At 55.9% G+C, this 13795-nt stretch carries 16 protein-coding genes; 15 read left to right on the forward strand and 1 reads right to left on the reverse strand.

Annotation, left to right across the window (positions count from 1 at the left end):
• Positions 1 to 477 precede the first annotated feature (477 nt).
• The 13 genes from ruvC (at position 478) to WMO23_RS09190 (ending at position 11217) form a co-directional block, all read left to right on the forward strand.
• Positions 478 to 978 (forward strand): crossover junction endodeoxyribonuclease RuvC, encoded by a 501-nt coding sequence (gene ruvC / locus WMO23_RS09130; protein WP_020311110.1) that lies wholly within the window; start codon positions 478 to 480, stop codon positions 976 to 978.
• Positions 975 to 1583, forward strand: coding sequence for a Holliday junction branch migration protein RuvA (gene ruvA, locus WMO23_RS09135; RefSeq protein ID WP_020311111.1), 609 nt, complete (start codon positions 975 to 977; stop codon positions 1581 to 1583). Before ruvC ends, ruvA begins: the two co-directional genes overlap by 4 nt.
• 3 nt (positions 1584 to 1586) lie before the next feature.
• A complete protein-coding gene (gene ruvB / locus WMO23_RS09140) occupies positions 1587 to 2591 on the forward strand; it encodes a Holliday junction branch migration DNA helicase RuvB (protein WP_020311112.1) in 1005 nt (334 codons plus the stop codon).
• An 11-nt stretch (positions 2592 to 2602) separates the two neighbouring features.
• Positions 2603 to 2818, forward strand: a complete 216-nt coding sequence (locus tag WMO23_RS09145; RefSeq protein WP_020311113.1) for a DUF2905 domain-containing protein — start codon at positions 2603 to 2605, stop codon at positions 2816 to 2818.
• An 11-nt stretch (positions 2819 to 2829) separates the two neighbouring features.
• The gene (locus WMO23_RS09150) at positions 2830 to 4170 is read left to right on the forward strand and encodes a SpoIID/LytB domain-containing protein (RefSeq protein WP_301877465.1); all 1341 of its coding nucleotides are present in this window, start codon (positions 2830 to 2832) and stop codon (positions 4168 to 4170) included.
• A 21-nt stretch (positions 4171 to 4191) separates the two neighbouring features.
• The gene (gene queA / locus WMO23_RS09155) at positions 4192 to 5211 is read left to right on the forward strand and encodes a tRNA preQ1(34) S-adenosylmethionine ribosyltransferase-isomerase QueA (protein WP_020311115.1); all 1020 of its coding nucleotides are present in this window, start codon (positions 4192 to 4194) and stop codon (positions 5209 to 5211) included.
• Between the two features lie 15 nt (positions 5212 to 5226).
• A complete protein-coding gene (gene tgt / locus WMO23_RS09160; protein WP_020311116.1) occupies positions 5227 to 6333 on the forward strand; it encodes a tRNA guanosine(34) transglycosylase Tgt in 1107 nt (368 codons plus the stop codon).
• A 45-nt stretch (positions 6334 to 6378) separates the two neighbouring features.
• Positions 6379 to 6792 carry a preprotein translocase subunit YajC gene (gene yajC, locus WMO23_RS11560; RefSeq protein ID WP_020311117.1) on the forward strand — a complete coding sequence of 138 codons (414 nt, stop codon included), beginning with the start codon at positions 6379 to 6381 and terminating at the stop codon, positions 6790 to 6792.
• Positions 6782 to 7348 (forward strand): 5-formyltetrahydrofolate cyclo-ligase, encoded by a 567-nt coding sequence (locus WMO23_RS09170; RefSeq protein ID WP_020311118.1) that lies wholly within the window; start codon positions 6782 to 6784, stop codon positions 7346 to 7348. Before yajC ends, WMO23_RS09170 begins: the two co-directional genes overlap by 11 nt.
• A gap of 51 nt (positions 7349 to 7399) precedes the next feature.
• Positions 7400 to 8635 (forward strand): protein translocase subunit SecD, encoded by a 1236-nt coding sequence (gene secD, locus WMO23_RS09175; RefSeq protein WP_292105544.1) that lies wholly within the window; start codon positions 7400 to 7402, stop codon positions 8633 to 8635.
• Positions 8632 to 9561: a protein translocase subunit SecF gene (gene secF / locus WMO23_RS09180; protein ID WP_020311120.1), complete on the forward strand. Its 930-nt coding sequence runs from the start codon at positions 8632 to 8634 to the stop codon at positions 9559 to 9561. Before secD ends, secF begins: the two co-directional genes overlap by 4 nt.
• Before the next feature lie 156 nt (positions 9562 to 9717).
• Positions 9718 to 10302, forward strand: coding sequence for a sulfurtransferase-like selenium metabolism protein YedF (gene yedF, locus WMO23_RS09185; protein ID WP_020311121.1), 585 nt, complete (start codon positions 9718 to 9720; stop codon positions 10300 to 10302).
• Positions 10303 to 10305: 3 nt separating this feature from the next.
• Positions 10306 to 11217: an AEC family transporter gene (locus tag WMO23_RS09190; RefSeq protein ID WP_020311122.1), complete on the forward strand. Its 912-nt coding sequence runs from the start codon at positions 10306 to 10308 to the stop codon at positions 11215 to 11217.
• On the opposite strand, the gene WMO23_RS09195 is transcribed toward WMO23_RS09190, so the two are convergent.
• Positions 11152 to 12078: a LysR family transcriptional regulator gene (locus WMO23_RS09195; protein ID WP_020311123.1), complete on the reverse strand. Its 927-nt coding sequence runs from the start codon at positions 12076 to 12078 to the stop codon at positions 11152 to 11154. The two genes, WMO23_RS09190 and WMO23_RS09195, sit on opposite strands and share 66 nt — an antisense overlap.
• A gap of 151 nt (positions 12079 to 12229) precedes the next feature.
• Between WMO23_RS09195 and WMO23_RS09200 the strand changes: the two genes are divergently transcribed.
• A complete protein-coding gene (locus tag WMO23_RS09200) occupies positions 12230 to 13483 on the forward strand; it encodes a diaminopimelate decarboxylase family protein (protein ID WP_302491445.1) in 1254 nt (417 codons plus the stop codon).
• Between the two features lie 252 nt (positions 13484 to 13735).
• On the forward strand, positions 13736 to 13795 hold a 60-nt coding region (locus WMO23_RS11510), incomplete at its 3' end, for a helix-turn-helix domain-containing protein (protein WP_353963265.1).

Consider the following 13795-nt stretch of genomic DNA (forward strand, 5'->3'; position numbering starts at 1 on the left):
GAACTTCGATTTCGAGGGACTGTGTAAGGGGCTTTTGGACAGCCCTTTGAGAATAAGGCTATCCTGATTTCAGGAGGGAACTTAAACAGCAGTCTTCTCAAGAATCTCCCGCTTCTATAAGCGGGAGAGGTTCAATACGATTCTCGTGCTGGCAGGTATTTGAAAATCGTATCCCACCGGCGAGCCGCCTGAGCCCTGGACGGACGACGTCGTATCTGATGACGACCATGGAAAACCCGCCGTCAGATTGATGAAAAGGGCTATGAAACCGATTTCAAGGACCGGGGCATTACGAAAGTCCTGAAATACGGTATCGCCTTTTACGGGAAACAGGTCGTCTTAGTGTAAAAATTGAGTCAAAAGAGGTCGAAGCCCAAGGGAAAATCTTTGTGCAACGGCCTCTTTCATGATATAATGAACGTTAGTCTATTTATTTCTATTTTATGGTATGTATGGAAGACAAGGGAGGCAGTGAAGATGCGGGCAATGGGAATCGATCCGGGGACGGCTATCTGCGGTTTTGGTGTCATCGACGCCGACGGCAGCCGTCTGAAACCGGTGACTTATGGGACCATCCAGACGACGCCGGACCATACCGATGCCGAACGGCTGGTCATGCTCTTTGACGGCCTCAATGAACTCTATCGGAAATATAAGCCCGACGTCATCGGTGTCGAGCAGCTCTTTTTTAACCGCAACGTCACGACGGCCATTACCGTCGGCCAGGCGCGGGGCATCATCCTCCTGACGGCCCAGCAGGCGGGCATCCCTATCCTGGAATTTTCACCGCTCCAGGTCAAGCAGGGTGTCACCGGCTACGGCCGGGCGACGAAGGAACAGGTCATCGACATGACCATGCGCCTTCTCGGCATCCGCCAGAAAATCAAGCCCGACGATGCGGCCGACGGCCTGGCCATGGCCATTTACGCGATTTATTCCAGTCATTCTATGAGTCTGAAAAGGGAGGTGCAGTTATGATCGGTTATCTGAAAGGCGTGATCAGCCACATCTTCGTCAATTCCTGTTTCATCGACGTCCACGGCGTCGGCTACCGGACCTATGCACCGGCTTCGACGCTGGACACTCTCTGTGTCGGCCAGGAAGCCATGCTCTATACTTATATGAGCGTCCGCGAAGACGCCATCGTCTTGTATGGCTTTGCCACGCAGGATGAATACGATTTGTTCATGCTCCTCATCGGCGTCAACGGCGTCGGCCCCAAAGTGGCCCTGGGCATCCTCAGCGCCGGCACGGCCGACAGTTTCCGCCTGGCTGTCCATCAGAAGGACATCAAGGGCCTGACCAAGATGCCCGGTATCGGCAAGAAGACGGCTGAACGCATCGTCCTGGAATTGCAGGATAAGATCGGTCCCGTCGCCAGTGAAGACGCCGGGGCTGCGGATCTGGGCGGTTCGGCCGCGCCGGGCCTGTCGGGCATCCTGGCAGAAACGCTGGCAGCCCTGACCAGTCTCGGCTACAGCGAACAGGAAGTCCTGCCCGTCGCCGAATCGCACCTGGCCGGCTGTACGACAGTGGAACAACTGCTGAAAGAGACGCTGAAGGCCTTGGGGAGTGGGAGGTAAGCCATGGAAGAAAATCGCATCATCGAGACGACAGACCTGCCGGGCGATTCCTGGCAGTATAGCCTGCGTCCTCATTATTTACGCGAATATATTGGTCAGGATAAGGTCAAAGACAATCTGGAAGTTTTCATCAAGGCGGCCAAACTGCGCAAGGAAGCCCTGGACCACGTCCTCCTCTACGGCCCGCCGGGTCTGGGCAAGACGACTATGGCCGGCATCATCGCCAACGAACTGGGCGTCAACCTGCGCATCACGTCGGGGCCGGCCATCGAACGGCCTGGCGACCTGGCCGCCCTCCTGACGAATCTTCAGGAACGGGACCTGTTGTTCATCGACGAAATCCACCGCCTGTCGCACAGCGTCGAAGAAGTCCTCTATGCGGCCATGGAAGACTATGCCCTGGATATCGTCATCGGCAAGGGCCCCAGTGCCCGGTCGGTGCGCATCGACCTGCCGCCGTTCACCCTGGTCGGGGCGACGACCCAGGTCGGCCGCCTGGCACCGCCTCTGCGCGACCGCTTCGGCGTCATCTGCCGCCTGGAATTCTATAAACCGGAGGACCTGGTCCTCATCATCAAGCGGACGGCGGATATCCTCGACATGGCCATCGATGACGACGGCGCCCTGGAAATCGCCCGCCGCTCGCGGGGGACACCGCGTATTGCCAACCGTCTCCTGAAGCGAGTCCGCGACTTTGCCCAGGTCGCCGAAGCCGCGACGATTACGGCGTCCCTGGCCAATGATGCCCTGAACCGGCTGGAAGTCGATTCGTGCGGCCTCGACCGGACGGACCGCCGGGTCCTGCAGGTCATCATCGATAAATTCGGCGGCGGTCCCGTCGGCCTCGACACCATTGCCGCCGCCATCAGCGAATCCGTTGATGCCGTCGAAGACGTGTACGAACCGTTCCTGATGCAGCAGGGCTTTTTGAACCGCACGCCCCGGGGCCGCGTCGTCACCGACGCCGCCTACCGCCATCTGGGTCTGCCTGCGCCATCAGAAGGATAGGAGGGACGATTATGGCGAAATTACTCATCCTTACGGGTCTCTTTTTCATCGTCGCCGGCCTTTTATGGATGGCCGGTGATTCCCTGGGACTGGGGAATTTCCTGGGCCATCTGCCTGGCGATATTTCCTTTACCAAGGGCAACACGTCCTTCCATTTTCCCATCGTGACCTGCCTCATCATCAGTGCAGTCCTTACGATTGTCCTCAATCTCTTCTTTCGCCTGTGAGGAGGATTTTTATGTATAAAAAGAAGATAGCCCGCCTGGCCTTATGCACGGCCCTCTGTGCCCTGGTGACGACGAGTGTCTTTGCGTCGCCGACCAAGGCCAAGGCCAAAAGCCATCCCCGCCAGCCCGTCAAAGCGGTGCGGCAGACGGCCAAGGCGCCGGCTGGATATACACATAAACAAGCCGTCCACGATAGCGCTACCCTGCGCATCGGCATCCGCGAAGGCCGGGGCAGTGTGGCCGTCACCGGGCCGCAGGGGCTGGGCGTCTATCGCGGCGACATGCTCTGGAAGAAAGCGGCGGCCAACGTGCCCGTCACCATTGCCCTGTCGGGGACGAACCTGACCGTCAACGGCGACATCAGTACCGTACCGGTCCAGGTCCGGTCCCTGGTCCACGGCGGCTCCGTCAAGATCACTGACGGCTACGCCTACCGCGGCGCCCTGGAAATGATGAAATCTCCCGGCCGCTGGGGCCTGACCGTCGTCAACGTCCTGCCGGTGGAACAGTATCTCTACGGCGTCGTCGGCAAGGAAATGTCGCCGTCGTGGAGCGAAGAGGCCCTGAAGGCCCAGGCCGTCGCCGCCCGGACCTATGCCATTGCCCATAAGAGCCGCTTCAGCCAGCGCGGCTTCGACCTTACCGACGATACGTCGAGCCAGGTCTATGCCGGCATCAATGGCGAATCGCCGTCGATCATCAAGGCCGTCAATGCGACAAAAGGGGAGATAATCACTTATCAGGGCCGGCCTATCGACGCCTTTTTCTGCTCCACTGCCGGCGGCTGGACGGAAAACAGTGAAAATGTCTGGGGCTCCCATATCCCGTATCTGCGCGGTGTCAGCGATGCCAGCGATGAGATGCCGGGTTATCGCTGGGCTGTGACGACGACGCCGGAACAGATGGCGGCCAAACTGAGTGCTGCCGGCAAGGGCGTCGGCCGCATCCAGGCCATCGAGTTGTCGCCCCTGGCCAAGCGGCCCATGACGACGGCCGACCGCGGCGTTTCCGGCCGGGTCCAGTCCATGGTCGTCAAGGGGACGAAGGGCAGCGTCACCGTCAAGGGTTCGGCCTTCCAGTCCATCTTTGGCCTGCGCAGTACGCTCTTCGATTTTTACAGCGGCCGCGGTACGGCGCCGGATCCCGATTCCGGAGCTGTCGCCCGCAAGGCCGATTTCAAGGTCAAAGCCGGCCAGCCCGTGACGATTTACGGTTTCGGCTGGGGCCACGGCCTGGGCATGAGCCAGTACGGCGCCTATCAGATGGCGCGCAGCCATGCCAGTGAAAAGGATTATTACCGCAACATCCTGACCCATTACTATACGGGGACGAAGATTGAAAAATTATATTAAGCTAAAAAGAGGAAGATTATTTTGAAACTGACAGATTTTTACTACGATTTACCGAAAGAACTCATTGCCCAGCATCCGGCCGAACCGCGGGACCACGCCCGCCTCATGCTCTATGACCGTCAGACCGGCGCCGTGGAACACAAGTATTTCTACGACCTCGTCGACGAACTGCACCCAGGCGACGTCCTGGTCTTCAACGATTCCCGCGTCATCCCGGCTCGGCTCCACGGCAAACGGGTGCCGACTGGCGGCAAGGTCGAAGTCCTGCTCTTGACGCCTGTCGGCGACGACCGCTGGGAAGTCCTGGTCAAACCGGGCAAGAAGGCCCTGCCGGGGACGACCATCGAGTTTCCCGAAGGCCTGACGGGGACCGTCGAAGACAGGACCGATTTCGGCGGCCGTATCATCAAGTTCGCCTACCAGGGCAATTTCGACGACATCATCGACAAGATCGGTGAAATGCCGCTCCCGCCGTATATCCACGAAAAGATGGAAGACCCCAATGAATACCAGACGGTCTATGCCAACGAACGCGGCAGCGCAGCGGCTCCGACGGCAGGCCTGCACTTTACGGAAGAGCTGCTCCAGAAGATCCGCGATAAAGGCGTAGAAGAAGTCTTCGTCACTCTCCACGTCGGCCTGGGGACGTTCCGGCCGGTCGAAGAAGAAAACATCGAAGACCACCAGATGCACAGTGAATTCTACAGCATCACGCCCGAAGCGGCGGCCAAGATCAACAAGGCCAAGGCCGAAGGCCGCCGGGTCATCGCCGTCGGCACGACGAGCATCCGCACTCTGGAAAGCGCCGGCACGACAGGGACCCTGCAGGCCGGTTCGGGCTGGACGAATATCTTCATCTATCCGGGCTTCACCTTCCACATCGTCGATGCCCTGGTCACTAATTTCCATCTTCCCGAATCGACGCTGCTCATGCTCATCAGCGCCTTGTCGACGCGGGAAAAAATCTTGAAAGCCTATGAAATCGCCGTCCAGGAAAAATACCGTTTCTTCAGTTTCGGCGACGCCATGTTCATTCACTAAGGGAGGAAAAGCTATATGGTCATTACCTACGAACAGCAGGCCGAATGTGACGGCGCCCGCGCCGGGATACTGCGCACGCCGCACGGCACCTTCAAGACGCCCATGTTCATGCCTGTCGGCACGCAGGCGACGGTCAAGACGCTGACGCCGGAAGAACTCTACGATATGGGCGCCCAGGTCATTCTCAGCAATACGTACCACTTGTTCCTGCGGCCCGGCCACGACCTGGTCCAGGAAGCGGGGGGCCTGCATAAATTCATGAACTGGAAACAGGCCATCCTGACCGACAGCGGCGGCTTCCAGGTCTTCAGCCTGGGCCAGATGCGCAAGATCACCGAAGAAGGCGTCACCTTCCGGTCCCACCTGGACGGGTCGAAGAAATTCCTGTCGCCGGAAGTTTCCATGGATATCCAGATGGCCCTCGATTCGGACATCGCCATGGCCTTCGACGAATGTATCCCTTACCCGTCGGACTATGAATACACCCAGATGTCGACGGAACGGACCAGCCGCTGGGCTGCGCGCTGCCTGGACCACCATCACAGCGATACGCAGGGCCTGTTCGGCATCGTCCAGGGCGGCATGTACAAGGACCTGCGCAAGCAGAGCTGCCAGGACCTGGTCGACATGGATTTCGACGGCTATGGCATTGGCGGCTTGAGTGTTGGCGAATCTAAGGATATAATGTATGATATATTAGAGCATACGACACCGTACCTGCCGAAGGATAAAGCCCGCTATCTCATGGGCGTCGGCACGCCGGACTGCCTGCTCGAAGGCGTCGCCCGCGGCGTCGATATGTTTGACTGCGTCTTCCCGACGCGCGTTGCCCGCAACGGCATGGCCATGACCCATACGGGCCGCCTGACCGTGCGCAACGCCAAGTATGCCCACGACTTCCATCCCATTGAAGAAGGCTGTCAGTGTTATACGTGCCGCAATTATTCGCGCGCCTATATCCGGCATCTCTTCAAGGCCGAGGAACTCCTGGCATACCGCCTGGTCAGCATCCACAACCTGTACTTCCTGCTGCAGTTCATGCGGGATATGCGCCAGTCCATCTTCGACGGCACGTTCCGCCAGTTCCGCCAGGATTTCTGGAAACGTTATCAAGACGCGTAAGCGCTTGCATATAGACTATTTTTTTATTTCACGGAGGTGTAAGACATGGATATTATGGAACAGCTCAATGCTTTTTGGCCCATTATCCTCATGGTCGTCATTTTCTACTTTCTCTTATGGCGTCCGCAGAAGAAACAGCAGAAAAAACGGCAGGAAATGCTGGAAAGCTTGAAGCCCGGTGCTAAGATCGTCACCGTCGGCGGTGTCATGGGGAATATCGTTTCCCTGCACGACGATTACCTCGTCGTCCGCATTGCTGACCGCGTCGAAATCAAAGTCACCCGCGCTGCTGTAGCCCAGGTCCTGGGCAAGGCCGAAGGCAAGAAAGCAGCCAAAAAAGCGGAAAAGGCTGAAAAAGCTGCCGAAAAAGCCGCTGAAACCAAAGCAGAAGCTCCGGCTGAAGCCAAGAGCGAAGCCGTTGGTGAAACGAAGGAAGCCGAAGCCAAAGATGGCCAGTAAAAAAGAACTGCGCAAAGCCATGAATGCCCGCCTCCACGGGCTGACGGCGGAAGAAAAGGCAGCGGCCAGTGCCGCTGTCTGCGCCCGTCTGGCCGCCCTGCCGCAGTATCGGCAGGCCAGCAGTATCATGGCTTTTCTCCATATGCCCGACGAAGTCAGCCTCGATGCCCTGATCAAGGACGCCCTGGCTGCCGGCAAGGAAGTCTACGTCCCTGTCTGCGTCGATAAACAGCATATCGAAGGGCGGCGCCTGTATACGCTGGAACAGGCTGTCTGCGGCGCCTACGGCATCCGGACGGCACCGCCGGACAATCCGCGCATCGAAGCCGATGAGCTCGATGTCATTTTCGTGCCCGGCCTGGCTTTTGACGCCAAGGGCCACCGACTGGGCCATGGGGCGTCCTATTATGACCGCTTCCTGGCCGGAAAGGGCGGAGCAGCCGCGATTGCTGCGGCCTGGGATGTCCAGATCATCCCCGACGTGCCCGTCGAAGCCCATGACGTCATCATGACCGATATCGTCACGGACAAACAGCATCTCATTATCCATCCATAAAAAACTATTGAAGATTACCCAGAGGGGGGAGTATTGTTGCGGACTCGTAACATGATAAAATTTTTCGGGGCAGTCATCATCATCCTGGCCGCCTTTGTTACCTTGATTTATCCGCTTGCCAACTCCATCAAACAGGGCCTGGACTTACAGGGCGGTACGCATATCGTCTTGGAAGCCGAAGATACGCCGGACGCTCCGGTCACGGAAGACTCCTTGAGCCGTGCCGTCACCATCGTCGAACGCCGTATCAATGAAATGGGCCTGACCGAACCGCTTGTCCAGAAGGAAGGCGCCCGCCGTATCATCGTCGAGCTGCCCGGTGAAAAGAATCCGGAAAAAGCCATCGAGACAATCGGGAAAACGGCTGTCATGGAGTTCAAGGATGAAAGCGGCACGACCCGTATGACCGGGAATGATCTGAAGACTGCCAAGGAACAGATTGACCAGGGCCATAAGAATGTCGTCGCCATTGAATTTACCGACGAAGGGGCGAAGAAATTCGCCGATCTGACAGCGTCCAATGTAGGCCATAAAATCGGCATCTACCTCGACGGCGACTTGCTCACCAATCCTGTCGTCAACGAACCGATTACCGGCGGCAAAGCTGTCATCACGGGCAGCCAGACTCTGGAAGACGCCAAGAACCTGGCTATCCTCCTGCGTTCCGGTGCCCTGCCTGTCAAATTGAAAGTCATGGAAGTCCGCACCATCGGCCCGAGCCTGGGCCTCGACTCCAAGATCAAGAGTGAAAAGGCCTTTGCCATCGGCATCATCCTGATCATGATCTTCTTGATCGTCATTTACCGTATGTCCGGCGTCGTAGCCAACATCGCCCTGCTGGTCTACGTCCTCATCCTGCTGGGCATCCTGAAATACCTCGACGCGACACTGACCCTGCCGGGCATTGCCGGTATCATCTTGTCCATGGGTTTCGCCGTCGATGCCAACATCCTTATCTTTGAACGGTTCAAGGAAGAAGTCCTCGTCGGCAAGAGCCTGAGGACGTCTATGGAAGCCGGTTTCCGCCGGGCCTTCAATACCATCCTCGATGCCAACGTGTCGGTCATGATCGCCGCCATCGTCCTCATCGTCATGGGCAGCGGCACGGTCAAAGGCTTTGCCGTCAACCTGGCCTTGGGCCTTGTGGTCAGCATGTTCACGGCCATCGTTGTCAGCCGGTCCCTGCTCACGTGGTTCATCAATACAGGCCTCATCACCAATCCCTGGTTCTACGGCCTGAACCGCAAACCGCCTGAACATATGTTGAAAAAGGGGGGACAGAAATGAGTTTTGATATTGTCAAACATCGCGTATGGTGGTTCACCTTATCGTCTGTCCTCGTCATTGCCAGCTTGATCTCTATCTTCATCAACGGCTTCAACTTCGGCATCGACTACACGGGCGGCACGATCCTCGATATGCAGTTCAATAAAGCCGTCACCGTTTCTGAAGTCCGCCAGGTCATCGACAATGCCGACATGGACCTGGGCAACACGGTCATCCAGCTGACAGGCGTCACCGACCAGGATTCGTCGACTGACGTCATGCTGCGCATGCGCAACCTGTCCAGTGACGAAAGCAAGGCCGTCTCGGACAAACTGAGCGGGGCTTTAGGCGGGGCTGAAATCAAGCGGACCGAATCGGTCGGCGCCGTCATCGGCTCGGAAGTCACGAAAAATGCCGTCACCAGCCTGGCTGTGGCTTTCATCGCCCTGGCTGCGTACATTTCCTTCCGCTTTGAATATAAGATCGCTATTTCGGCCTTAGTGTCGATCCTGCACGACTTGATCATGGTCCTGGGCTTCTTCTCGTTCTTTCATCTGGAAATCGATGCGTCCTTCCTGGCGGCCATCCTGACCGTCGTCGGCTACTCCATGAACGAAGCCGTCGTCATCTTCGACCGCGTCCGTGAAAACACGCGGACCCACCGCCGGACGGACTCGTATGAAAAACTGGCCCATGACAGTATCGCCCAGAGTATCCATCGCAGTATCTATACCCTGACGACAGTACTCTTCGCCTGCGGTGCCCTGCACTTCTTTGGCGGCGATTCGACGAAGAACTTCTCCCTGGTCATGCTCATCGGCTTCATCAGCGGGGCTTATTCGTCCATCTGCGTCGACACGTCCCTGTGGGTCGTATGGAAGAACCATACCTCTCATAAACGCGGTCCCCACGCCGTAGAAGCAGAACCGGCAGAAACAGAAGAATAGTAAAAGGGGCTGTCGTATTAAGACAGCCTCTTTTTGAGTATTAAGTTTGCAGTTTGTAGTTTTTAGTGAATGGTTTTTTATTTAAAGCCATCTTCTACAAACTACAAACTCCGTACTACAAACTATAAATAATCCCTAAAACAAGGAGGAATCACGATGTTTAAGATTAATGCTTTGGGCAAAGCCTGCCCGCTCCCGGTCATTGAAGCCCACAAGGCTTTGAAGGATCACGATGCTGTCGAAATCACTGTCGACAACGAAATCGCTACGGAAAACCTCAAGAATTTATCCCAGGAAATGAACTGCTCCTATACGATGAGCCAGGAATCGGATACGCATTACACGGTCCGCCTGGTCAAGGAAGGGGCCGATGTCAGTGAAGACGAAGGACCGGTCACGTCGGGCTCGGACTACACGGTCGTCATCAATGCACCCGTCATGGGCGTCGGCGACGATCAGCTGGGCAAGAACCTGCTCAAGACCTTCATCTACACCCTGACCGAACAGGATGTCCTGCCGAAACGGGTCATCTTCTACAACGGCGGTGTCCCCTTGGTCACGGAAGGTTCGGAATCGCTGGAAGATTTGAAGAACCTCGAAGCCCAGGGCGTCGAAATCTACGCCTGCGGTGCCTGCCTCAACTACTATGGCCTGACCGACAAGGTCGCCGTCGGCTCCATTACCAATATGTTCCGTATCGTCGAAATGATGCGCACGGCCAACCGCATTGTCAAACCATAGGCCATGGAAGAAACGATTATCAAAGCTGCCATCCTCGTATCCTTTATCTTTTGCGGCTATACCTTAAAACAGCTGCGCCTTTTCGGGCGCAGCACTTTTAATACCATTTCGACGATCGTCTTCAACATCACCCTGCCGTCGGTCATCGTCGTCAACCTCAATGGCATCCATTTCGACACGCGCTATCTGCTCATCAGCCTCCTGGCCATCATCTTCAACCTGGTCATGGTCGCCATGGGCTATGCCGCCGGCCGGACGAAGGACGAAAAAGCCTTTTACATGCTCAACATCAACGGCTACAACATCGGCAATTTCGCCCTGCCTTTCGTGTCCTACTTCTTCGACAGCGCCGCCGTCCTCATCGTCTGCATCTTCGATGCCGGCAACTCCCTCATGTGCCTCGGCGGGGCCTATGGCCTGGCCCGCTGTGTGCGCGGTGAGAAAGGGGAGAGCATCGTCATGATCCTGGCCAAGACGATTTTTTCGTCCATTCCGGTCTTATCGTATATCACCATGATTACCTTGTCCCTGGCCGGTTTCTCCCTGCCCCAGGTCGTCATCGACTGGGCCAAGATCCCGGCGTCGGCCAATACTTTCTTGTCCATGCTCATGATCGGCGTCGCCCTGGGCTTGTCCTTGAAAAAGGAATACCTGCACCTCATCTATACCGATGTGGGCCTGCGCCTGCTGGCATCCGTCGTTATAGCGGCCTTCGTCTATTTTGCCCTCGATTATCCCATGGCCATCAAGAAAGTCATCATGGTCCTGGTCTTTGCACCCGTTGCTGGCATGGCCTGCTACTACACGGCCAAGATGAAGCTTAAAATCGAAGTGGCTGCCTGCATCAGCTCATTTTATATCCTCTTGTCCATCGTCGTCATGTCGGCCATGATCATCGCCCTGCAGTCCGTATGAGCAGTCGGCCAGTAATTCTTCTTCCAGGTCGGCCGGAATCGTCGACGGGCTGCGCGTGATGTAGTAGCTGTCGACTTTGGGCGGCTCGAAATCGAGGAGGGGAATGGCCCGCAGGCGCTTTTCGGCCAGGTCCTCTTCGATGAGGCTCTTGGGCAGGAAGGTATAGCCGATGCCGTCGGCCACGTACTGGGGCAGCTTGGTGCTGTTGTCGATTTCCAGGGGGAAGCGGTGATGGCGTGGGAACAGGTCCTGGATGTAGAGGCCCACGCCCTGGAGGGCGAAATTGCAGAAGAGGTAGTCGATTTTCTGCAGGTCGTCCTTGGAAATGCCGTTGGCATATTCCGTATTGGCTGCTTGGCAGACCAGGACCAGCGAGTCTGTCCGGTAGGGGCGGCAGATATAGCCATCGCGGAACATGGCGCTGAAGGAAAAGATCGCGTCCAGCGTCCCGTCCTGGAGCTGGTGCATCATGGCCGTCGTATGGCCGATGGTGACGTGCAGGGACAGGTCCTTCTTCTCTTTGAGGAAGCTGCGGATGCGGCGCTGGAGGTGACATTCGTAAATAGTGTTAGTCGTGCCGATGCTGATTTTCTGGGCATACGTCGGTGACGACTGGATGTCCTGCAGAGCTGCCAGTTCCAACGAGACGAAGCGCTGGGCATAGTCCAGGAATTTCTGGCCCGACGGCGTCAGGTCGACTTGCTTGTGGCTGCGGATGAATAAGGGCACGCCCAGTTCCATTTCCAGGTCGCGGATGCGGTTGGTGACCGTCGATTGTGCGACGAAGAGCTGTTGTGCCGTTTTGGTGAAGTTCTTGATTTGTGCCAGGGCGATGAACGTCCGGAGTGTCGTTGTGTCCATGGCCGGACCTCCTTCAGATAATTTGATTTAATTTGATTATCGAATGAAATAAATTAAAATAATCTATTTCACAAATTGTCTACTTGTATTATATAATAACCCATGTAGAGAAACAATGAATTCAATTACAAGAAACTGGAGCTGAAATAGGATGAACAAAAAAACTGTCCCCTTTAACGAAGAACAAATCCGTTCTATCATTGCCGAACACCCGACACCGTTCCATATCTACGACGAAAAAGCCATCGTCGATAATGTCCGTAAATTGATTAAAGCCTTTGACTGGGCTTATGACTTCAAAGAATATTTTGCCGTCAAGGCTACGCCGAACCCGTACATCATGCGCCTCTTGCAGAAAGAAGGCGTCGGTGCAGACTGCAGTTCCCTGGCAGAACTGGAACTGTGCGACAAAGTCGGCATCAAAGGCCATGACATCGTCTTCTCGTCCAATGACACGCCCTATGCTGAATTCAAGCGGGCCATGGAACTGGGCGCCCTGGTCAACCTCGACGATATTTCCATGATCGAATTCATGGAAGAACGCGGTCCCCTGCCGGAATGGATCTGCGCCCGCTACAATCCGGGCCCGCTCCTCAAAGGCGGCAACGACATCATCGGTACGCCGGAAGAAGCCAAATACGGCATGACCCGCGAACAGGTCATCGACGCCTTCCGCATCCTCAAGGATAAAGGCGTCAAACACTTCGGCCTGCACACCATGGTCGTCTCCAACGAACTCCACGTCAACGGCCTGATCAACACGGCCAAGATGATGTTTGAACTGGCTGTCGAAGTACAGAACATGCTGGGTATCAATATCGAATTCCTCGACTTCGGCGGCGGCATCGGCCTTCCTTACCGTCCGGAAGAATCGTTCATCGACTATGACGAACTCAGTGCGGGCATCAAGAAACACTTTGAAGAAATCATGGAACCGGCTGGCCTCGGCAAATGCCGCATCTCCTTTGAATGTGGCCGTGCCATCACCGGCCCTTACGGCTACCTGGTCACGACGGCTATCCATCACAAGCACATCTGGAAGGAATACATCGGCGTCGATGCCTGCATGGCCAACCTCATGCGTCCGGGCATGTACGGTTCGTACCATCACATCACGGTCATGGGCAAGGAAAATGCACCGAAAGACCACGTCTATGACGTCGCCGGTTCGCTCTGCGAAAACTGCGATAAATTCGCCATCGACCGCAGCCTGCCGGAAATCGACGACGGCGACATCCTGGTCATCCACGACACAGGCGCACACGGCCATTCCATGGGCTTCAACTACAACGGCAAGCTCCGTTCGGCTGAACTCCTGCTCCATGCTGATGGCAGCGTCACCCAGATCCGCCGGGCTGAAACACTGGACGACCTCTTCGCTACCCTTGATTTCTCTGATTTATAATCGAATATGAATGAAGGGCATCTCATGAATTAAAAATTTTCATGGGATACCCTTTTTTTATTGTAAAATTTTTTTGAATTTTAATCTCCTTTTAACCTGATTCTGCAAGAAGTCTCCCGCCTCTTTAGGCGGTGAGATGAATTGCAGGTTTTTCTGAGGGCTTGATGCCATCAGAAAAACAATGGCTTCACAAGTTGATTTGCAGTATAATCAGTAGTAAGAGTGAAAGGATTTGGAAAGTCAAGGCAGGTGATGATAGTGAATAAGGCATACCGTTACAGGCTCTACCCGACAAGGGAACAGAAAATGATG

The organism is Megasphaera intestinihominis, from assembly GCF_040096415.1.
Classification (GTDB): Bacteria; Bacillota; Negativicutes; order Veillonellales; family Megasphaeraceae; genus Megasphaera; species Megasphaera intestinihominis.

Coding starts and splice junctions, on each gene's coding strand:
- secF (WP_020311120.1), top strand. CDS start 8,632: ATGAGTTTTGATATTGTCAAACATCGCGTATGGTGGTTCACCTTATCG.
- tgt (WP_020311116.1), top strand. CDS start 5,227: ATGGTCATTACCTACGAACAGCAGGCCGAATGTGACGGCGCCCGCGCC.
- WMO23_RS09150 (WP_301877465.1), top strand. CDS start 2,830: ATGTATAAAAAGAAGATAGCCCGCCTGGCCTTATGCACGGCCCTCTGT.
- ruvB (WP_020311112.1), top strand. CDS start 1,587: ATGGAAGAAAATCGCATCATCGAGACGACAGACCTGCCGGGCGATTCC.
- secD (WP_292105544.1), top strand. CDS start 7,400: ATGATAAAATTTTTCGGGGCAGTCATCATCATCCTGGCCGCCTTTGTT.
- WMO23_RS09195 (WP_020311123.1), bottom strand. CDS start 12,078: ATGGACACAACGACACTCCGGACGTTCATCGCCCTGGCACAAATCAAG.
- yajC (WP_020311117.1), top strand. CDS start 6,379: ATGGATATTATGGAACAGCTCAATGCTTTTTGGCCCATTATCCTCATG.
- ruvC (WP_020311110.1), top strand. CDS start 478: ATGCGGGCAATGGGAATCGATCCGGGGACGGCTATCTGCGGTTTTGGT.
- yedF (WP_020311121.1), top strand. CDS start 9,718: ATGTTTAAGATTAATGCTTTGGGCAAAGCCTGCCCGCTCCCGGTCATT.
- WMO23_RS09200 (WP_302491445.1), top strand. CDS start 12,230: ATGAACAAAAAAACTGTCCCCTTTAACGAAGAACAAATCCGTTCTATC.
- WMO23_RS09190 (WP_020311122.1), top strand. CDS start 10,306: ATGGAAGAAACGATTATCAAAGCTGCCATCCTCGTATCCTTTATCTTT.
- ruvA (WP_020311111.1), top strand. CDS start 975: ATGATCGGTTATCTGAAAGGCGTGATCAGCCACATCTTCGTCAATTCC.
- WMO23_RS09170 (WP_020311118.1), top strand. CDS start 6,782: ATGGCCAGTAAAAAAGAACTGCGCAAAGCCATGAATGCCCGCCTCCAC.
- WMO23_RS09145 (WP_020311113.1), top strand. CDS start 2,603: ATGGCGAAATTACTCATCCTTACGGGTCTCTTTTTCATCGTCGCCGGC.